The 17,880-nt window shown below is 63.3% G+C and carries 20 protein-coding genes; 3 read left to right on the top strand and 17 right to left on the bottom strand.

The window, feature by feature from the left end; all coding sequences use genetic code 11:
* Positions 1 to 187 precede the first annotated feature (187 nt).
* From NKI20_RS28630 to rplS, 4 genes are all read right to left on the bottom strand, one after another.
* Positions 188 to 985: a transporter substrate-binding domain-containing protein gene (locus tag NKI20_RS28630; RefSeq protein ID WP_352836765.1), complete on the bottom strand. Its 798-nt coding sequence runs from the start codon at positions 983 to 985 to the stop codon at positions 188 to 190.
* A gap of 177 nt (positions 986 to 1,162) precedes the next feature.
* A complete protein-coding gene (locus NKI20_RS28625) occupies positions 1,163 to 1,663 on the bottom strand; it encodes a MarR family winged helix-turn-helix transcriptional regulator (protein ID WP_352836763.1) in 501 nt (166 codons plus the stop codon).
* A complete protein-coding gene (locus tag NKI20_RS28620; protein WP_352836760.1) occupies positions 1,660 to 2,094 on the bottom strand; it encodes an organic hydroperoxide resistance protein in 435 nt (144 codons plus the stop codon). The genes NKI20_RS28625 and NKI20_RS28620 overlap by 4 nt, the downstream gene beginning before the upstream one ends.
* Positions 2,095 to 2,237: 143 nt before the next feature.
* The gene (gene rplS / locus NKI20_RS28615) at positions 2,238 to 2,786 is read right to left on the bottom strand and encodes a 50S ribosomal protein L19 (protein ID WP_352836757.1); all 549 of its coding nucleotides are present in this window, start codon (positions 2,784 to 2,786) and stop codon (positions 2,238 to 2,240) included.
* A 325-nt stretch (positions 2,787 to 3,111) separates the two neighbouring features.
* On the opposite strand from rplS, the gene NKI20_RS28610 reads away from it, so the two are divergent.
* Positions 3,112 to 3,864: a sulfite exporter TauE/SafE family protein gene (locus NKI20_RS28610; protein ID WP_023760968.1), complete on the top strand. Its 753-nt coding sequence runs from the start codon at positions 3,112 to 3,114 to the stop codon at positions 3,862 to 3,864.
* Here the strand turns inward: NKI20_RS28610 and trmD are convergent.
* Together trmD and rimM are read right to left on the bottom strand one after the other, a co-directional pair.
* Positions 3,846 to 4,547, bottom strand: a complete 702-nt coding sequence (gene trmD, locus NKI20_RS28605; RefSeq protein ID WP_352728743.1) for a tRNA (guanosine(37)-N1)-methyltransferase TrmD — start codon at positions 4,545 to 4,547, stop codon at positions 3,846 to 3,848. The genes NKI20_RS28610 and trmD overlap by 19 nt on opposite strands.
* On the bottom strand, positions 4,544 to 5,143 hold the full coding sequence (rimM, locus tag NKI20_RS28600; protein ID WP_352836753.1) for a ribosome maturation factor RimM: 600 nt from the start codon (positions 5,141 to 5,143) through the stop codon (positions 4,544 to 4,546). The genes trmD and rimM overlap by 4 nt, the downstream gene beginning before the upstream one ends.
* A 97-nt stretch (positions 5,144 to 5,240) precedes the next feature.
* On the opposite strand from rimM, the gene NKI20_RS28595 reads away from it, so the two are divergent.
* Both NKI20_RS28595 and NKI20_RS28590 read left to right on the top strand, forming a co-directional pair.
* Positions 5,241 to 6,179 (top strand): tyrosine recombinase XerC, encoded by a 939-nt coding sequence (locus NKI20_RS28595; protein ID WP_352836750.1) that lies wholly within the window; start codon positions 5,241 to 5,243, stop codon positions 6,177 to 6,179.
* 61 nt (positions 6,180 to 6,240) lie between these two features.
* Complete coding sequence (locus NKI20_RS28590) at positions 6,241 to 7,311, top strand: TraB/GumN family protein (protein WP_352836747.1); 1,071 nt, start codon at positions 6,241 to 6,243, stop codon at positions 7,309 to 7,311.
* A gap of 2 nt (positions 7,312 to 7,313) precedes the next feature.
* On the opposite strand, the gene NKI20_RS28585 is transcribed toward NKI20_RS28590, so the two are convergent.
* From NKI20_RS28585 to NKI20_RS28535, 11 genes are all read right to left on the bottom strand, one after another.
* Positions 7,314 to 7,793, bottom strand: coding sequence for a DUF2867 domain-containing protein (locus NKI20_RS28585; RefSeq protein WP_502898168.1), 480 nt, complete (start codon positions 7,791 to 7,793; stop codon positions 7,314 to 7,316).
* A 296-nt stretch (positions 7,794 to 8,089) separates the two neighbouring features.
* Positions 8,090 to 8,338 carry a hypothetical protein gene (locus NKI20_RS28580; RefSeq protein ID WP_352836744.1) on the bottom strand — a complete coding sequence of 83 codons (249 nt, stop codon included), beginning with the start codon at positions 8,336 to 8,338 and terminating at the stop codon, positions 8,090 to 8,092.
* Between the two features lie 154 nt (positions 8,339 to 8,492).
* On the bottom strand, positions 8,493 to 9,899 hold the full coding sequence (gene lpdA / locus NKI20_RS28575; protein ID WP_352836741.1) for a dihydrolipoyl dehydrogenase: 1,407 nt from the start codon (positions 9,897 to 9,899) through the stop codon (positions 8,493 to 8,495).
* Positions 9,900 to 9,923: 24 nt separating this feature from the next.
* Positions 9,924 to 10,679 carry an SDR family oxidoreductase gene (locus tag NKI20_RS28570; protein ID WP_352836739.1) on the bottom strand — a complete coding sequence of 252 codons (756 nt, stop codon included), beginning with the start codon at positions 10,677 to 10,679 and terminating at the stop codon, positions 9,924 to 9,926.
* Positions 10,676 to 11,194 (bottom strand): hypothetical protein, encoded by a 519-nt coding sequence (locus NKI20_RS28565; RefSeq protein WP_352836737.1) that lies wholly within the window; start codon positions 11,192 to 11,194, stop codon positions 10,676 to 10,678. The genes NKI20_RS28570 and NKI20_RS28565 overlap by 4 nt, the downstream gene beginning before the upstream one ends.
* A gap of 58 nt (positions 11,195 to 11,252) precedes the next feature.
* On the bottom strand, positions 11,253 to 12,533 hold the full coding sequence (odhB, locus tag NKI20_RS28560; RefSeq protein ID WP_352836735.1) for a 2-oxoglutarate dehydrogenase complex dihydrolipoyllysine-residue succinyltransferase: 1,281 nt from the start codon (positions 12,531 to 12,533) through the stop codon (positions 11,253 to 11,255).
* Between the two features lie 67 nt (positions 12,534 to 12,600).
* A complete protein-coding gene (locus tag NKI20_RS28555; protein WP_352606033.1) occupies positions 12,601 to 15,588 on the bottom strand; it encodes a 2-oxoglutarate dehydrogenase E1 component in 2,988 nt (995 codons plus the stop codon).
* Between the two features lie 132 nt (positions 15,589 to 15,720).
* On the bottom strand, positions 15,721 to 16,623 hold the full coding sequence (gene sucD, locus NKI20_RS28550; RefSeq protein ID WP_352606035.1) for a succinate--CoA ligase subunit alpha: 903 nt from the start codon (positions 16,621 to 16,623) through the stop codon (positions 15,721 to 15,723).
* 27 nt (positions 16,624 to 16,650) lie between these two features.
* Positions 16,651 to 17,067: a PIN domain-containing protein gene (locus tag NKI20_RS28545; protein ID WP_352606037.1), complete on the bottom strand. Its 417-nt coding sequence runs from the start codon at positions 17,065 to 17,067 to the stop codon at positions 16,651 to 16,653.
* On the bottom strand, positions 16,994 to 17,299 hold the full coding sequence (locus tag NKI20_RS28540) for a hypothetical protein (protein ID WP_352606039.1): 306 nt from the start codon (positions 17,297 to 17,299) through the stop codon (positions 16,994 to 16,996). Before NKI20_RS28540 ends, NKI20_RS28545 begins: the two co-directional genes overlap by 74 nt.
* 83 nt (positions 17,300 to 17,382) lie before the next feature.
* Positions 17,383 to 17,880, bottom strand: coding sequence for a DUF1579 family protein (locus tag NKI20_RS28535; protein ID WP_352606041.1), 498 nt, complete (start codon positions 17,878 to 17,880; stop codon positions 17,383 to 17,385).

Genomic DNA, 17,880 nt, shown 5'->3' with positions numbered 1-17,880 from the left:
AACCCATCGCCAGCAAGATGCGAAGAGCCAGATGGAACAGAGACTTCCTCTTCCAGCTCTTTACTCATATGCGATAGCCCTGCCCCTCGAGGGGGAGATGCCCGGCAGGGCAGAGGGGGGCGTTCAAGCGCAAAGTCAGCGCTAATTGTCGCGCATAACCATCATGTAATGCGCGTGGCAAGGAGGCCTACTGCCCCATCTTGTAATCAAGAAACCATTTCTTGTTCAGCGCATCGAGCGTCCCGTCGGCCTTCAAAGCCGCGATGGCCGCGTTGACCGGCTTCACCAAATCCGAACCCTTCGGGAAGATAAAGCCAAAATCCTCGGTGCCGAGCGGTCCGCCGATCAACTTCAGCTTGCCTTCGGAAGCATCGACATAGCCTTTGCCTGCGGTGCCGTCGGTCAGCACGACATCGACGTCCCCGGATTTCAGCGCCTGCACCGTCGCACCAAACGTCTCGAACAACTTGATGCGCGGGTTCTGCTCGTTGCCGTCGAGCACGCTGTAGACCGCGGTGTAGAAGGGCGTGGTGCCGGCCTGCGCTCCGATCAGCCCGTCCTTGAAGGCGCCGAAGGTCTTGGCGTCGGTGAAGCGGCTTTCGTCGCCGCGCACCAGCATGAATTGTTCCGAACGCATATAGGGGTCGGAGAAATCCACCTTCGCCTTGCGGTCGTCCTTGATGGTGATGCCGGTCATGCCGATGTTGTACTGGTTGTCGGAAACCGCCTGGATCATCGCGTCCCAGGAGGTGTTCTGGTACTCGACCGTGAAATTGAGCCGTTTGGCGATCTCGTTCATCGCGTCATATTCCCAGCCGATCTGCTTGCCGGTCTTGGCGTCGATGAACTGCAGCGGCGGATAGGCGTTTTCGGTCACCACCACAACTTTCTTGCCGCCAAGGTCGGGCAGCGCCTGCGCGAACGTGGCAACAGGCGCGAGGATGAAGGCAAGCAGGCCTGCCAGCAGCAGTTTCGATTTGGTCATGACACACTCCCCGGGAATTGAATGACCCGGGCATGGCCGGGTTTGCAGGAAAATCCGGCGCCGACTTTAGCTTTCCGCAGGCGTCATGCAAGACGCTCCGCTGCGTCAGTGCACGCGAAAGCGGATTCCAATGCTTTCAATCCCGCAATTCGAGAAGGAACCGTGCCGCGGCTGCGATCAGCTCGGGCTCGCGGTGCCGGGATCCGCTTTGCGCAAGCCGGAGACGAACCGCGTCAGGGTGTGGTGCAGGTACTTCAACTCGTCGACGTCCAACGGCAGATTGCAAAGCATCGCTGCCGGTACGCTTCTGGCCTGCTCGCGCAGTGCCTGGCCCTTCGCCGTCGGCTCCACCAGAACCCGGCGCTCGTCGGCGGGGTCGCGACGGCGCGTGACCAGGCCGCCGGCCTCCAGCCGCTTGAGCAGCGGCGTCAGTGTCGCAGAATCGAGCCCGAGCGCCTCGCCAAGCTCGCCCACTGTGCTCGGAGAGCGCTCCCACAGCGCCAGCATCGCCAGATATTGCGGATAGGTCAGGCCGAGCGGATCGAGCAGCGGACGATACAGCCGCGTCATCAGCCCACTTGCCGAATAGAGCGCGAAGCAGAGCTGTTGATCGAGTTTTGCCACCCCGGCGAATTGCGCCGGGGCATGTGTGGACGTGGTTGTCGTTTCCGCGGTCATGCTGCCTTTGCCGGAAGCGCCTTTGCCGAAAGCGTCACTTCGATGTTGCCCTTGATGGCGTTGGAGTAGGGGCAAACCTGATGCGCCGCCGATACAAGCGCTTCCGCCGCCGTTTGATCAAGACCTTTCGTTTCCGCCGACAGCGATACGCCAAGTACAAATCCGCCCTGCGCATTGCTGTGCAGGCTGACTTTGGCCGTCACCGAAGCATCCTGCAGCGGCAGTTTCTGCTTGCCCGCGATGAAGCGCATGGCGCTTTCGAAGCAGGCGGCATAGCCAGCGGCGAAAAGCTGTTCGGGATTGGTGGCGCCACCCTTGCCACCAAGCTCCTTGGGCATGGCAAGGTCGAGGCTGAGCAGGCCATCATCGCTCTGGACATGGCCGGCGCGGCCGCCGACGGCGCGGGCTTGGGTGGAATACAATGCAGGCATTTCGCTTCTCCATTCAAATCGTGCACGATTATTTAGTACACGATATAAATCGAGTCAACCGCGGATTTCAGCCAGCCCAACTGTTCTCCGGGAACGAAAAAAGGCGGCCGAAGCCGCCTTTTTGAACATGCTCGTCGAAAACCTTATTCGGCTGTGGCTGCTTCGGCAGCCTTGGCGGCGTCAGCTGCCTCGGCGGCGGCCTTCTTCTCGACGGCGTCCTGGGCGGCCTTCTCAGCGGCCAGAGCCTCGGCGGCGGCCACCTTCTCGGCCTCGATGCGGGCCTTCTCGGCGTTCAGCGCATCGCGCTCCTCGTCATTCAGCTTGCGGGCGCGCACGCCGGTGTTTTCCGAAATACGGGCCGACTTGCCGCGACGATCGCGCAGGTAGTAGAGCTTGGCGCGACGCACCTTGCCGCGGCGCACGATCTCGACGCCTTCGACCATCGGCGAGTAGACCGGGAACACGCGCTCGACGCCTTCGCCGTAGGAAATCTTGCGGACGGTGAAGTTCTCCTGGAAGCCGGCGCCGGCGCGGGCGATGACGACGCCCTCATAAGCCTGGACGCGGGTGCGGGTGCCTTCGGTCACGCGGACCTGGACGCGCACCGTGTCGCCGGGCTGGAATTCGGGAAGCTTGCGCTTGGCTTCGATCTTGGCGGCCTGTTCGGCCTCGAGCTGACGGAGAATATCCATCTCAAAAGTCCACTTCTTGTTCTTCCGACAGTCAGAGCGTCCGACACTCGCCTTGCAGTTTCATTGACCGCTCGGCTATGCCCTTTGTTCGAGACATCTGTCTTTGAAACATCGGGCAGGGGCGACTACACCGTCATTGTTGACGGGTCCGGCAGATTCTTTCTGGCCGGTACGGGCGGGCACATACAGCTATTTCGCAGCTTTGTCACGCCTTGGCCGCGCATTTTCTGCTCGGATGGCACCATCGTAATCTTGCCGTGCCGGGTTGCTCCGGGCCCTCAGGCCTCCTAAGCCTGCAATACCACAGTTTTTGAGCGCCACCTCCATGTCTGTATTCGATGCCATCCTGCTGTTCCTGGCGGGCTTTCTGTCAGGCGCCGCCAATGCGGTCGCCGGTGGTGGCACCTTCATCACCTTCGGCGCCATGACACTGGTCGGCCTGCCGCCGATCGTCGCCAACGCCACGTCCTCGGTCACGCAATTTCCGGGCTACATCACCTCCACGCTGGCCTACTCGGCAGACATCAGGCATTTCTGGCGCGGCGCGCTTGTGCTGTGCCTGATCTCGGCGTCCGGCGCGCTGGCCGGCGCGCTGATCCTGTTGGCGCTGGATAACCCATCATTTCGCGCCCTGGTGCCATGGCTGCTGTTAGGCGCCACGGCGCTGTTCGCCGCAGGGCCCTGGCTAAAGCCCGCGCCAAAACCCGGCCATGAAGCTTCAGTGGGCTCACTCGCCGGCTCGCTGGCGCAGTTCGTCACCGCCGTCTATGGCGGCTTCTTCGGCGCCGGCATGGGCGTGATGATGCTGGCAACGCTCGGCCTCACACAAGCCGGCGACTACCACCGGCTGAACGCACTGAAGAACATGCTGGCCGTGGTCATCGCCGCTGTCGCGATCGCCGTCTTCGTCTCGGGCGGCGTCGTTGCCTGGCCTCAGGCGATCATCATGATCCCGGGCGGCGCGCTGGGCGGCTATGCCGGCGTCTGGATCGCCAAGCGCGTGCCACAGAACGCGGTGCGCGGCTTCGTCGTCGCCGTCGGCCTGTTCCTTGCCTTTTACTACTTCACCAAGGGCTGAGCAGCAGCAAGCAGGTCCGGACGCCTCTCCGCTGTCAGCTTTTCCGATTCCGCCCGCCGCCATGCGGCGATCTTCTTGTGGTTGCCAGAAATCAGCACCTCGGGAATCTCGCGGCCTTCGAATTCCTGCGGTCTTGTATAGTGCGGGTGTTCGAGCAGGCCGTTCTCGAAACTCTCTTCCTCGCCGGATACTGCGTTGCCCATGACGCCCGGCAACAACCGCACCACCGCATCGAGCAGCGCCAGTGCGGCGGGCTCACCGCCAGAGAGGATGAAATCGCCGATGGAGACTTCCTCCAATCCCCGCGCGTCGATCACCCGCTGGTCGACACCCTCGAAGCGGCCGCACAGGATGACGGCGCCCGGCCCGGCAGCCAGTTCGCGCACCCGTGCCTGGGTCAGCGGTCTGCCGCGCGGGCTCATCAAAAGCCGTGGCCGTGCATCACTTGGCGGCGAGGTATGGTCTATGGCTTTCGCCAGCACATCGGCACGCATCACCATACCGGCGCCGCCGCCGGCCGGTGTGTCGTCGACGGTGCGGTGGCGGTCGGTGGCGAAGTCGCGGATCTGGATCGCTTCCAGCGACCACGTGCCGGCCTCGAGCGCCCGCCCGGCCAACGACAGGCCGAGCGCGCCCGGGAACATTTCGGGATAGAGCGTCAGCACGGAGGCGAAAAAACTCACCGGTTGCCCCCGGCGTCGCTCGGTCCGCGCGGCCTGCCCTTCGGGTCGAAGTCTTCTTCGCGCGGGCCATCGCCGTCCGCGTCGTCGACCAGCCCAGCCGCCGCCGGGTCGACCCGGACGAAGCCATCGGCAACCGATACTTGCGGCACCGCGGCCTGCGTGAACGGGATCAGCACGCCCTTGCGCCCGCCCAGCGTCACATCGAGGATGTCACCGCCGCCGAAATTATGCACGGCGACGACCTTTCCGAGCACGGCACCCGTGTCGTCCCGGACTTCCAGGCCGACGAGGTCGGCATGATAGAATTCGTCTTCTTCGCCGTCGTCCGGCAGCATCGAGCGATCGACGAACAGCTCCGTGCCGGCCAGCGCCTCGGCCGCGTTGCGGTCGGCAATGCCCTTGAAGCGGACAACGACGACAGTGTTGGCGGGCCTGATGTCGATGATCTGGAAAGCACGGCCGTCCCTGGCATAGAGCGGGCCATAATCGGCCAGCGCCATCGGCTCGCCCGTGAAGGTCTTCACCCTGAGTTCGCCCTTGATGCCATGGGCGGCGCCGATCACGGCCATCTGGACAGGGTTCTGGGGCTTGCTCATGGCGAAATATCCTTTGGCCTGCTCTAGCCCCACGCGGCTGTCATTTCAATGACGGGCTCTTCACCGCTTCCTAACCCGAATACCCGAAAATGCCGCCATGCAAGAATTCCTCATCCCGGCCAAACCCGATCTCCAGGCGGCGCGTGAAAGCTGGCTGAAGATGCTCGCGCGCGAACGCCGGCTGTCGCCGGAAACCGTCGAGGCTTATGAGCGTGACGTCAGGCAGTTCCTGCATTTCCTGACCGGCCATTGCGGCGGCTCGCCCGGAATTGCGGACATCGCCAACCTGCGCCCGGCCGATCTGCGCGGCTTTCTCGCCGCGCGGCGCAACGCCGGCGCCGGGGCCCGAACGCTTGGCCGTGGTCTCGCCGGCATCCGCTCGTTGCTGCGTTTCCTCGAACGGCGCGGCCTCGCAAACGCGGCGGGCGCGGCAGCGCTGCGCGCCCCGCGCCAGCCCAAATCGCTGCCCAAGCCGTTGACAGCGAGCGATGCCAAGCATGTCGTTTCCGTCGAAAGCCAATTGGCGGAAGAACCCTGGATCGCTGCCCGCAACGCCGCCGTGCTGACGCTGCTCTACGGCTCCGGCCTGCGCATTTCCGAGGCGCTTGGCCTGGCCGGCGCCGACCTGGGGGCGGCGGCCGACACGGTATTGCGCGTCACCGGCAAGGGCGGCAAGACGCGGCTGGTGCCGGTGCTGCCTGTGGCGCTGCGGGCAATCGCCGAATACCGCCGGCTCTGCCCCTATCATCTCGACCCCAAGGGCCTGCTGTTTCGCGGTGCGCGCGGCGGCCCGCTCAACCCGGCGATAGTCCAGCGCGACATGGCCAAGCTGCGCTCGGCGCTCAACCTGCCCGACACCGCGACACCGCATGCGCTGCGCCATTCCTTCGCCACGCATCTGCTCGGGCGCGGCGGGGACCTGCGCACCATCCAGGAGCTCTTGGGCCACGCCAGCCTGTCGACGACGCAGATCTACACCGGCGTCGACACCGCAAGACTGCTTGAAATTTACGAATCCGCCCATCCAAGGGCGTAAACCCTTCAATTTCGCCGTGCAGGTTAACCGTTTTGCCGCTTTTCAGTCCTAGAACGGAATCATGAAACGCGTCATCGCCATCGCCGACCGTGCAGCTCACGTCTCGCTGAAGCTGCTTGTTGCGCTCAATGTCCTGTTTTTTCTGTCGTTCCTCGCCGTCTTGCTGTTCGCGGCCGGCAGGGCGCATGCCGAAATCCCAACCTGCAGCGGCGCCGACATGCTGTCGGCCTTGCAGAAGAATGATCCGGCGACCTATCGCAAGATAGAGGCCGAAGCCGCGGCGACGCCGAACGGCAAGGGCCTGTTGTGGAAGCTGGAAAAGCCGGGTGAAAAGCCATCGTTCCTGTTCGGCACCATGCACATGACCGACCCGCGCGTCACCGCTCTGCCGCCAAGCGCCCAGAAAGCCTATGACGCCGCCGGCACCATCGTCATCGAAACCACCGACGTGCTCGACAAGCAGAAGATGATGGTCGCGATGCTCAAGGAGCCGGACCTGATGATGTTCACCGACTCGACGACGCTGTCGTCGCTGTTGTCACCCGACGATGCCGCGGCCATGAACACCGCCCTCGACGCGCGCGGCATCCCGCCGGCGACCGTTGCCAAGATGAAGCCGTGGATGCTGTCAGCCATGATGGCATTGCCGGCCTGCGAGCTCGCCCGCCAGTCCGGCGGCGCACCGGTGCTCGACGTCAAGCTGGCGGAGGGTGCAAAGGCTGCCGGAAAGCCGGTGGAAGGGCTGGAGACGGCTGAAAGCCAGCTGCGCGCCATGGCCTCGCTGCCGTTGGCCTTTCACATGAAGGGCCTCGTCGACACGCTGAAGCTCGGCGACAAGGTCAACGATATCAACGAGACCATGATCGTGCTCTACCAGCGCGGCGACACCGGCATGTTCTGGCCGCTGTTTCGCGCCGCAATGCCGGGAGGGCAGGACGACCCGGCGGGCTATGCGGCGTTCGAGGAGACCATGATCACCAGCCGCAACAAGGTGATGGTCGAACATGCCGAGCCGATCCTTGCCAAGGGCAATGCCTTCATGGCGGTCGGCGCGCTCCACCTTCCCGGCCCCGAAGGCCTGGTCGAGGATTTCCGCAAGGCCGGCTACAGCGTTACACCTGTCGCATTCTAGCTCTATTTGGTCAAAACCTGAGCCAGCATCGCCGGAACGATGATCCGGTGAAACGGCATGACAATCGCCAGATACGCGCGCCCGAGCCAATTGTGCGTCTTGACGATGGTCGTTGCGGCCACCTCCTGACGAGTCATGCCGAGATCCCTGACTTCGACCAGGAGGCGGAAATCGAGATGCCGGTCGTCGAGGCCAAGCACGACGTTGCCGGGAAGCTGGCTGATGAGCGGAAATATTCCGATCCGGCCAGCCGGCAACACCGCCGGCTCGTGGCCTGTCTTCAGCCCGAATGGCCTGACAGCAAGGTTGCGCAAGGCCGTGAGCCTGCCGACCCATCGCGGCGTTCGCCCCAGGGCCCGTTCCGCCGCGCCGAGCGCGGTCAACGAAAGACCTTCGGTGACCAGCACATAGCGGTCGGCGAATTGGGCTCCGGCAAGAGCAGCGAAGTGATTCGGAACAACCAGCACTGTTCGATTCATCATGGCAAATCCTCAGAAACGACCATAGCAGGCGCGAACGTGGCACACTGCGTGGCGAAACGACGCCATTTAGCCTCTAGAGAGGCAGGATTGCCCTTGTTTTTGGCGTTTTCCAACCCTAGCGTGAAACCAGTTAGGTGATTGCGCGTTAATTGGTGTTGATTGATATTTTTCATCCACGGAGGACACTTTTATGGCGAACGCACCGAATCCAAACGACCCGTTCAATCCATCCACCAACACTCCGAGGCCAAGCGGCGGCGGCGGCGGCAGTGGTTGGCTGATTGCACTGGTCGTCGTTATTCTGGCGGTTGTCGCGTATTATGTTTTCGGAAGAAGTGGTGAGCACCCGGCACCGGCCGAGCCGCCGGCGGCCAGCACACCGGCCCCTGCACCCGCACCGGCGGAACCGATGAAGCCGGCTGAACCTGCGCCGGCACCAGCGCCAGCCCCGGCACCAGCGCCAGCACCAGCACCAGCGCCTGCTCCGGCACCAGCGCCCGCGCCTGCTCCGGCCCCTGCGCCAGCCCAATAGATCGGCCCGACATCAAATACAAACGGCCCGCCGAAAGGCGGGCCGTTTTGTTTAGGGCTATAGCGCCGGTCGCTCCTCGGCTTGAGCCAAGGATTCATGTCGCGAGGTTAGCCGAGAAATGCGGCTCCCTCTCCGCGCTGGGACCACGAAGCGTTGATCGCCTTTAGCTAAATGTGGAGCGGCTTGAAGAACGTTGCCAGCGCCGCCTCCTTGACCGCTTCCGACATCGTCGGATGTGCGTGGCAGGTGCGGGCGAGATCCTCGGACGAGCCGCTGAACTCCATCAGCACCGCCGCCTCGTGGATCAGCTCGCCGGCGCCGAAGCCGACGATATGCACGCCGAGCACGCGGTCGCTCGTCTTGTCGGCGAGGATCTTCACAAAACCGTCGGTATGCAGCATGGCGCGTGCCCGGCCATTGGCGCTGAAGGGAAACTTTCCCACCTTGTAGTCGATGCCTGCCTTCTTCAGCTCTTCTTCGGTCTTGCCGACCGAGGCGATTTCCGGGCTTGTGTAGACGACACTCGGAATGACGTCATAGTTCACGTGGCCGGCCTGGCCGGCAATGGTTTCCGCCACCGCCACGCCCTCGTCCTCGGCCTTGTGCGCAAGCATCGGTCCGGCGATGACATCGCCGATAGCATAGATGCCGGGAACGTTGGTCCGCAGATGGCCATCGATCTTGACACGGCCGCGTTCGTCGACCTCGACGCCGGCTTCCTTCAGCCCGAGGCTGTCGGAATAGGCGCGGCGCCCCGTCGAAATCAGCACCGCGTCGGCTTCGATGGTCTCGGCGGCACCGCCCGTGACCGGCTCAAAAGTGACGGTCGCGCCCTTCTTGGCCTTGGCGACGCCGGTGACCTTGGCGCCGAGCTTGAACTCGAAACCCTGCTTCGACAAAAGCCGCTGGAACTGCTTGGAGACCTCGCCGTCCATCCCGCCCAGGATCGTGTCGAGGAACTCGACCACGGTGACCTTGGCGCCGAGCCGGGCCCACACCGAGCCGAGCTCGAGCCCGATAACCCCGCCTCCGACCACCACCAGATGGCCGGGCACCTTCTCCAGCGACAGCGCCCCGGTCGAAGACACGATCACATTCTCATCAATGTCGACCTTGACGCCGGGAATGCCGGCGACATCGGAGCCGGTTGCGATGACGATGTTCTTCGTCTCGATCTCCTCGACCTTGCCTTCCTCGCCGGTCACCGAGACCTTGCCGGCCGCGATCACCTTGCCGGTGCCGCGAAACGCGTCGATCTTGTTCTTCTTGAACAGGAAAGCGACGCCGTTGACGTTCGAAGACACCGTCGCGTCCTTGTGCGCCATCATCTTCTTCAGGTTCAGCTTCGGCGCCGGTATCTCGACGCCCAGCGTGTCGAAGGAATGCCCGGCCTCGGCGAACATCTCGGAGGCATGCAGCAGCGCCTTGGACGGTATGCAACCGATGTTGAGACAGGTGCCGCCGAAGGTCGCGTTCTTCTCGACCACCGCGACCTTCAGCCCGAGTTGCGCCGCCTTGATGGCGCAGACATAGCCGCCTGGTCCCGATCCGATGATAACGACGTCATAAGCCATGATAATGTCCTTCTTGATTGGGGCTCAGCGGCCGCCGCTGACATTCAGGATCGCGCCTGTCGTATAGGACGCGGCATCGGATAGGAGATAGAGAACCGCACCCGCGACTTCATTCGCGGTGCCCGCTCTTTTCATCGGCAGTAGATCGCGGAACCGTTCTATCCTGTCCGGCTGCCCGCCAGAGGCATGGATCTCGGTGTCGATGAGGCCCGGCCGCACCGCATTGACGCGGATGCCTTCCAGCGCGACCTCACGGGCAAGCCCGATGGTAAAAGTGTCGATGGCACCCTTGGAGGCGGCATAGTCGACAAATTCGCCCGGCGAGCCCAATGTCGCTGCAGCCGACGAGATGTTGACGATGGATCCGCCCGACCCGCCGTGGCGGGTCGACATGCGCTTGACCGCCTCGCGGGCGCAGAGGAACGAGCCGACGACATTGATGCGCATCATGCGCTCGAGCCGCGCCACATCCATTTCATCGACGCGCGCCTTGACGTCGACGATGCCGGCATTGTTGACGAAGGCATCGAGCCGGCCATAGGCGCGGTCTACAGCGCCGAACATGGCCACGATATCGGACTCGGCGCCGACATCGCCCTTGACGGCAAAAGCCTCGCCGCCGCCGGCCTTGATCTCGGCGACCAGTGCGTCGGCGGCATTCCGGTTCGAAGCGTAGTTGATTCCCAGCCGGTAGCCGGCCTTCGAGCCGAGCCGGCAGATCGCGGCGCCAATGCCGCGGCTGCCGCCGGTGACCAGCAACACCTTTTGCGTCCCGCTCATTCCTGGCATCCCTTCAAGGCAAATACATCCCACGGCACCTTCGAAAACCCGCTGCCGCCATAGGCCGAGGATTGGCGCAGCGACGGCCCGAGATCCGGCAGTATCAGCGTCTTAGGCGCCTCGACGCTTTCAGACGGCAGCAGCCCGATGCTGCCCTTGTCGTCCGACGTGTAGATGACACCATGCCATGGCGTGCAGGCGGCAAGCTCCTCGCCGGTGACGTCGCCTTCCGGGCATTTGTACATCAGCGCGCCGTTCGGCCGCGACACGCCCTCGTTCCACATGACGATGCCGTTCAGCACGACATTGTTGTCGAGGATCATCCTGAACGAGTTGGTGACGGCTGCCGAGGTGCCTGCTGGCGTAAAATCGATCTCGCTGCCGCTTTGGGCATCGCCATAGACGGCGAGCCCGATCGGACAGGCGGCATGGGCGCCAGCGACGGCCAACGCCATGCCGCCCGCGATCGATACGAACGAAAGCACCCTAGAAAGGCTAAGGGAACAAATCGTCATTCTGCTGCGCAGATCCCTTCCCCCTGCCTACCGTTTAACAGCCGGATCGGCACCAATCCTAGAGATCGAGCACCAGCCGTTCCGGATCCTCCAGGCTTTCCTTGACGCGGACGAGGAAGGTCACCGCTTCCTTGCCGTCGACGATGCGGTGGTCGTAGCTGAGCGCCAGATACATCATCGGCCTGATCACGATCTGGCCGCCGACCACCACAGGCCGGTCCTGGATCTTGTGCATGCCGAGGATGCCCGACTGCGGCGCGTTGAGGATCGGCGTCGACATCAGCGACCCGTAAACGCCGCCATTGGAGATCGTGAACGTCCCGCCTTGCATGTCGGCGACCGACAGCTTGCCGTCGCGCGCGGCGATGCCCAGCCGGCCGATGTCCTTTTCGATCTCGGCGATCGACATCTCGTCGGCATTGCGCACGACCGGCACGACCAAGCCCTTTTCGGTGCCGACGGCGACGCCGATATGGGCGTAGTTCTTGAAGATGATATCGGTGCCGTCGATCTCTGCATTGACCGAAGGGATTTCCTTCAAGGCGTGGGTCACGGCCTTGGTGAAGAAGCCCATGAAGCCGAGCTTCACGCCATGCTTCTTCTCGAACACGTCCTTGTACTTGGCCCTGAGTGCCATCACCGCTGACATGTCGACCTCGTTGAAGGTGGTCAGCATGGCGGCAGTCGACTGTGCTTCCTTGAGGCGGCGCGCGATCGTCTGGCGCAGCTTGGTCATGCGCACGCGTTCCTCGCGCGATGCGTCGTCGCCCGAGGACGGCGCCCGCACGGCAACCGGTGCCGGTGTGGCCTTGGGTGTCTCAGCCGGCTGCGATGGCGCACCCTTGGAAATGGCGTCGAGCACGTCGCCCTTCAGCACCTGGCCGCGCTTGCCCGAACCCGAGAGCTGGTCGACCGAGAGATTGTGTTCGGCGATCAGTTTCGCCGCCGCCGGCGCCGGCGGCATGCTGCGCGGCTCGACCGGTCCGGCATCGCCGGCAATCTTGGCGGTCTCGGCCGCCGCCTGCTTGCCAGTCGATGCTGCATCCGGCGACGAGGCCTGCGACACCGCCTGCGGCTTGGTCGCAGTCGCTGCGGCCGCGCCATCTGCCGAAATCGAACCCAGCAGTGCGCCGACGCCGACGGTCTCGCCTTCCTTGACGGTGATTTCGCTCAGCGTCCCGGCGGCGGCGGCGGGCACTTCCACCGTCACCTTGTCAGTTTCGAGCTCGACCAAAGGCTCATCGGCGGCAATGGCATCGCCGACCTTCTTGAACCATTTGCCGATGGTCGCTTCGGTGACGGATTCGCCGAGAGTGGGAACGCGGATTTCGGTAGCCATTGTGCCTGTCCGTTTCTGGTCGGTTCTGTTTTGTCAGCCCAATTCTGCTCTATTGGGGCGCTCTGTTCTATTCACCAAGCGCGTCTTCGAGCAAGGCGGCGAGCTGGGCAAGGTGCTTGGACATCAACCCGGTCGCCGGCGAGGCAGCCGCCGGGCGGCCGGTGTAGCGCACCCGCTGATGCTTGGCGTCGATATGCGCCAGCACCCATTCCAGATACGGGTCGATGAACGACCAGGCACCCATGTTCTTGGGCTCCTCCTGGCACCACACCATCTCCGCATTGCGGAAGCGCGACAGTTCGGTGATCAGCGCCTTGGCCGGGAACGGATAGAGCTGTTCGACGCGCAGCAGATAGATGTCGTTGATGCCGCGCTTCTCGCGCTCCTCGTAGAGATCGTAGTAGACCTTGCCCGAGCACAGCACGACGCGGCGGATTTTCGAATCCTTGGTGAGCTTGATCGCCTGGTTGGGCAGCAGCTGGGCATCGTCCCAAAGCAGCCGGTGGAACGAGCTTTCGCCCGACATTTCCGGCAGCGTCGACACCGCCCGCTTGTGGCGCAGCAGCGACTTCGGCGTCATCAGGATAAGCGGCTTGCGGAAGTCGCGCTTCAGCTGCCGGCGCAGGATGTGGAAGTAGTTGGCCGGCGTCGTGCAGTTGGCGACTTGCATATTGTCTTCGGCGCAAAGCTGCAGGAAGCGCTCGAGCCGGGCCGAGGAGTGTTCCGGGCCCTGGCCTTCATAGCCATGGGGCAACAGGCACACGAGGCCCGACATTCGGAGCCACTTGCGCTCTCCTGACGAGATAAACTGGTCGAACACCACCTGGGCGCCGTTGGCGAAGTCGCCGAACTGGGCTTCCCACAGCGTCAGCGCCTTCGGCTCAGCCAGGCTGTAGCCATATTCGAAGCCCAGCACCGCCTCTTCCGACAGCATCGAGTTGATGACTTCGTAGCCGGCCTGTGCGGCCGACAGATTGTTGAGCGGGATGTAGCGGGTTTCGTCGCGCTGGTCGTAGAGCACGGAATGGCGCTGCGAGAAGGTGCCGCGTTCGGAATCCTGCCCCGACAGGCGGATCGGATTGCCGTCGAGCAGGATGGCGCCGAAAGCCAGCGCCTCCGCCGTCGACCAGTCGATGCCTTCGCCGGATTCGATCGCCTGGCGGCGGTTTTCGAGGAAGCGGATGATCGTCTTGTGCGCCTCGAAATCCTTCGGCACCTCGGTCAGCTTCTTGCCGATTTCCTTCAGCGTCTTGACCGGCACGGCGGTCTTGCCGCGCCGCTGTTCATCCTGGTTGTCGGCCGTGCGCAGGCCCGACCAGGCTCCGTCGAGCCAATCGGCCTTGTTGGGCTTGTAATGCTGGCCGACTTCCCACTCGGATTCCAGATGCGCGCGCCAGTCGGCCCTCATCCGGTCGAATTCGGCCTGGGTGATGTGGCCTTCGGCAATCAGGCGGTCGGCGTATATCTGTACCGTGGTCTTGTGGGTGCGGATGTTGCGATACATGATCGGCTGGGTGAAGGCCGGCTCGTCGCCTTCATTGTGGCCGAAGCGGCGGTAGCAGAACATGTCCACCACCACGGGCTTGTGGAACTTCATGCGGAATTCGATCGCCACCTTGGTGGCGTGCACCACGGCTTCCGGGTCGTCGCCATTGACGTGGAAGATCGGCGCCTCGATCATCTTGGCCACGTCGGACGGATAGGGCGACGAGCGCGAGAAACGCGGATTGGTGGTGAAGCCGATCTGGTTGTTGATGATGAAATGCAGCGTGCCGGCGACCCGGTGGCCGCGCAGGCCGGACAGGCCGAGAATTTCTGCGATCACGCCCTGGCCGGCGAAGGCGGCGTCGCCGTGCAGCAAGAGCGGCAGCACCTTGGCGCGTTCTTCCAGCGGCACGATTTCCTCGCGGCTGCGGCCGAACAGATAATCCTGCTTGGCGCGCGCCTTGCCCATCACCACCGGGTCGACGATTTCCAGATGCGAGGGATTGGCGGTCAGCGACAAATGCACCTTGTTGCCATCGAACTCGCGGTCCGACGAGGCGCCGAGATGGTACTTGACGTCGCCCGAACCCTCGACTTCGTCGGGCGCGGCCGAGCCGCCCTTGAATTCGTGGAAGATGGCGCGGTGCGGCTTGGCCATCACCTGGGAGAGCACGTTCAGCCGGCCGCGATGCGCCATGCCGAGCACGATCTCCTTCATGCCGAGTTGGCCGCCGCGCTTGATGATCTGCTCCAGCGCCGGGATCAACGCTTCACTGCCATCGAGGCCGAAACGCTTGGTGCCCTTGTACTTGACGTCGATGAACTGTTCGAAACCTTCGGATTCGACCAGCTTCTGCAGGATCGCCTTCTTGCCGGTGGCGGTGAAGGAGATCTCCTTGTCGGCGCCCTCGATGCGCGCCTGGATCCAGGCTTTTTCCTCAGGATCGGAAATATGCATGAACTCGACGCCCAGCGTCGAGCAATAGGTGCGGGTGAGGATTTCCAGCATTTGCCGGATGCTGCCGAATTCAAGCCCGAGCACATTGTCGAGGAAGATCGGCCGGTCGTAATCGGCTTCGGTGAAGCCGTAATTTTCCGGCGACAATTCGTTGTAGTCCTCGAGCGGCTTGGCGATGCCGAGCGGGTCGAGATTGGCATGCAGATGGCCGCGCATGCGGTAGGCGCGGATCATCATGATGGCGCGCACGGAATCGCGCGTCGCCTGGTGTACGTCGGCATCGGAAAGCACGACACCGTTGGTGACCGCCTTGTCCTTGACCTTCTTTTCGATGGTTTTCTCGACGATGCCCCAATTGCCGTCTAGCGCCGAGACCAGTTCGCCATTGGCCTGCAGCGGCCAGGACGGCTTCGCCCAGGAGGCGCCCTTGGCGTTCCTGCGCACATCGCCAGCATCGTCCTTCAGCCCGGCGAAGAACTCCTGCCATTCGGCATTTACCGAGGCTGGATCGTCCTCATAGGCGGCGTAGAGCGCGTCGATGTAATCGGCATTGCCGCCATAGAGGAAAGAGGTGAGCGAAAACTGGTCGTTGGCCTGATCTTGTCTTGCCATTTTTTGTCCGCGGAGCCCGGCTCCGTCTCCTGTTTGAGCGAATAGGGAGTAGCGAATAGCGAGTAGGGATTGCCCCGTGGTCGCACCGCTACTCTGTTTTCCCTATTCGCTATTCACTACTCGCTACTCGCTTTAACTCTTGATCGCCTCGACCAGGGTTGTGCCCAGCCTTGCCGGCGAGGGCGATACCTTGATGCCGGCCGATTCCATTGCCGCGATCTTGTCCTCGGCGCCGCCCTTGCCGCCGGAGATGACCGCGCCCGCATGACCCATGGTGCGGCCGGCCGGCGCGGTGCGCCCGGCGATGAAGCCGGCCATCGGCTTCTTGCGGCCACGCTTGGCTTCGTCCTTGAGGAACTGCGCGGCATCTTCCTCGGCCGAACCGCCGATCTCGCCGATCATGATGATCGACCTGGTCTCGTCGTCGGCGAGGAACATCTCGAGCACGTCGATGAACTCGGTGCCCTTGACGGGGTCGCCGCCAATACCGACGGCGGTGGTCTGGCCGAGGCCGACATTGGTGGTCTGGAACACTGCCTCATAGGTAAGCGTTCCCGAGCGCGAAACAACGCCGACCGAACCCTTGCGGAAGATGTTTCCGGGCATGATGCCGATCTTGCATTCGTTGGGCGTCAAGACGCCCGGGCAGTTCGGGCCGATCAGCCTCGAGGTCGAGCGGTCGAGCCGCGCCTTGACCCTGATCATGTCCATCACCGGTATGCCTTCGGTGATGCAGATGATCAGCGGGATCTCGGCCTCGATCGCCTCCAGGATGGCTTCGGCGGCGCCCGCCGGCGGCACATAGACGACTGAAGCGTTGGCGCCGGTCTTCTCCTTGCCCTCGGCGACGGTGGCGAAGATCGGCAGGCTTTCGCCCTTCGAGCCGGTCCAGGTCTCGCCGCCCTTCTTGGGATGGATGCCGCCGATCATCTTGGTGCCGTGATAGGCCAGCGCCTGTTCAGTGTGGAACGTGCCGGTCTTGCCGGTCAGGCCCTGCACCAGCACCTTGGTGTTCTTGTCGACGAGAATGGACATGGGTGATAACGCCTCTGGATTCAGCGATTACAAGAAAGGATTGACGGCTCGTACCGAGCCATAAACCTGGTTGTGGTTGAGATCCTCGGTGTAGAAAATCGGCGCACCGAGATAGACGGCCGCGGCGAGAAGCGCGGCGTCGTAGTAGTGAATTCCGAAACGGCGCGCGAGGTCCAGCCCAGAACGGACGTAGCTTTCGTCGACGGGCACCAAAGGACAGGTCCCGAGGAGAACCAGCCACTGGTCGAGCCGGTCATCGCCCAGGAGGGATTTCGCTCGCGACACTGCGGCGAATTCGGCCAAAGTTTGCCCCGACAAGCCAAAGATGGTGCTCGATACCAGTTCTGCGGCGATCGGCGCGCGGCGTGGATCACGATTCTTCTCCGAAGCCGCGTAGATCAGGACGTTCGTGTCGAGAAAGCAATCGATCCTCCCGGTCGGCATAGGCGTCCCTTCGATCCCACTTGTAAGGGGTGTCGGCGCTGTCGCCCCGTCTCGCGGCCTCGTCCATGAGTCGCTGCATTCCCGCCTTGGCCCAGGCCATCCGGTCTTCCTGCTCGACTTCATGCGCAAGCAGTGAACGAACGAGGGCATTGAGCGTGGTGTTGCGACGTCCGGCAAGGCCTCGCGCCTTTTCGAGCAAAGCCTCGTCCATGGCTAGGGTGACATTCTTCATCGCTTGTCTCCACATAAATACACAGCCAATATATGTGTGATTATGTGTATTTTTTCAACCGCCATGCCCACGATCTGCATCGCTCAGCCTTCCCCTAACTCGGAAGGCGAGACGCGCCGGTAAACGCCGCTCACCATGTCCTGCCAGGCATCGCTGCCGGCAGGTTTGAATTGCAATCGCATGCGGTAGGCGTCGGCACCGTCGAAAACATACGTCACGCGCGCGACGCCGCGCGGCGACGACCGCTCCAGAGTGAGTTCGTTGCCGCTCCACGTGCCCGTGGCCGGCGCCGCCGGCACGAAGCCCATCGAGTCGAACTGATGCATGGTGGCGATGCTGTTTTGCTGGTCGAAGCCAAACACGCTGTGCGCGCCGAACGAGACCGTGCCGTCGCGACGCTGGCGATAGCGCTGCACCACGAACAGCCCGCCGAACTGTGCCTCAGCCAACACTTCGGAAGTCGCTGTGCCGGCATCGGTCCATTGGGTTGCCGCCACCTCTTCCTCACCACGCCACGCGCCAACCAGCGCCTGCAGGCGCTGGTGATCGGCCGAGAGCGAGGAGAAGGCGGCTGCGTTCAT

Source organism: Mesorhizobium sp. M0830, from assembly GCF_040319965.1.
In the GTDB taxonomy this organism is placed as follows: domain Bacteria; phylum Pseudomonadota; class Alphaproteobacteria; order Rhizobiales; family Rhizobiaceae; genus Mesorhizobium.
This window is presented reverse-complemented; position numbering and strand designations above follow the sequence as displayed.

What these genes read in the sequence shown, in the direction of transcription:
- NKI20_RS28630 (WP_352836765.1), bottom strand. Translation starts at nt 985, where the DNA reads ATGACCAAATCGAAACTGCTGCTGGCAGGCCTGCTTGCCTTCATCCTC.
- NKI20_RS28625 (WP_352836763.1), bottom strand. Translation starts at nt 1,663, where the DNA reads ATGACCGCGGAAACGACAACCACGTCCACACATGCCCCGGCGCAATTC.
- NKI20_RS28620 (WP_352836760.1), bottom strand. Translation starts at nt 2,094, where the DNA reads ATGCCTGCATTGTATTCCACCCAAGCCCGCGCCGTCGGCGGCCGCGCC.
- rplS (WP_352836757.1), bottom strand. Translation starts at nt 2,786, where the DNA reads ATGGATATTCTCCGTCAGCTCGAGGCCGAACAGGCCGCCAAGATCGAA.
- NKI20_RS28610 (WP_023760968.1), top strand. Translation starts at nt 3,112, where the DNA reads ATGTCTGTATTCGATGCCATCCTGCTGTTCCTGGCGGGCTTTCTGTCA.
- rimM (WP_352836753.1), bottom strand. Translation starts at nt 5,143, where the DNA reads ATGAGCAAGCCCCAGAACCCTGTCCAGATGGCCGTGATCGGCGCCGCC.
- NKI20_RS28595 (WP_352836750.1), top strand. Translation starts at nt 5,241, where the DNA reads ATGCAAGAATTCCTCATCCCGGCCAAACCCGATCTCCAGGCGGCGCGT.
- NKI20_RS28590 (WP_352836747.1), top strand. Translation starts at nt 6,241, where the DNA reads ATGAAACGCGTCATCGCCATCGCCGACCGTGCAGCTCACGTCTCGCTG.
- NKI20_RS28585 (WP_502898168.1), bottom strand. Translation starts at nt 7,793, where the DNA reads ATGATGAATCGAACAGTGCTGGTTGTTCCGAATCACTTCGCTGCTCTT.
- NKI20_RS28580 (WP_352836744.1), bottom strand. Translation starts at nt 8,338, where the DNA reads ATGTCGGGCCGATCTATTGGGCTGGCGCAGGGGCCGGAGCAGGCGCGG.
- lpdA (WP_352836741.1), bottom strand. Translation starts at nt 9,899, where the DNA reads ATGGCTTATGACGTCGTTATCATCGGATCGGGACCAGGCGGCTATGTC.
- NKI20_RS28570 (WP_352836739.1), bottom strand. Translation starts at nt 10,679, where the DNA reads ATGAGCGGGACGCAAAAGGTGTTGCTGGTCACCGGCGGCAGCCGCGGC.
- NKI20_RS28565 (WP_352836737.1), bottom strand. Translation starts at nt 11,194, where the DNA reads ATGACGATTTGTTCCCTTAGCCTTTCTAGGGTGCTTTCGTTCGTATCG.
- odhB (WP_352836735.1), bottom strand. Translation starts at nt 12,533, where the DNA reads ATGGCTACCGAAATCCGCGTTCCCACTCTCGGCGAATCCGTCACCGAA.
- NKI20_RS28555 (WP_352606033.1), bottom strand. Translation starts at nt 15,588, where the DNA reads ATGGCAAGACAAGATCAGGCCAACGACCAGTTTTCGCTCACCTCTTTC.
- sucD (WP_352606035.1), bottom strand. Translation starts at nt 16,623, where the DNA reads ATGTCCATTCTCGTCGACAAGAACACCAAGGTGCTGGTGCAGGGCCTG.
- NKI20_RS28545 (WP_352606037.1), bottom strand. Translation starts at nt 17,067, where the DNA reads ATGCCGACCGGGAGGATCGATTGCTTTCTCGACACGAACGTCCTGATC.
- NKI20_RS28540 (WP_352606039.1), bottom strand. Translation starts at nt 17,299, where the DNA reads ATGAAGAATGTCACCCTAGCCATGGACGAGGCTTTGCTCGAAAAGGCG.
- NKI20_RS28535 (WP_352606041.1), bottom strand. Translation starts at nt 17,880, where the DNA reads ATGAACGCAGCCGCCTTCTCCTCGCTCTCGGCCGATCACCAGCGCCTG.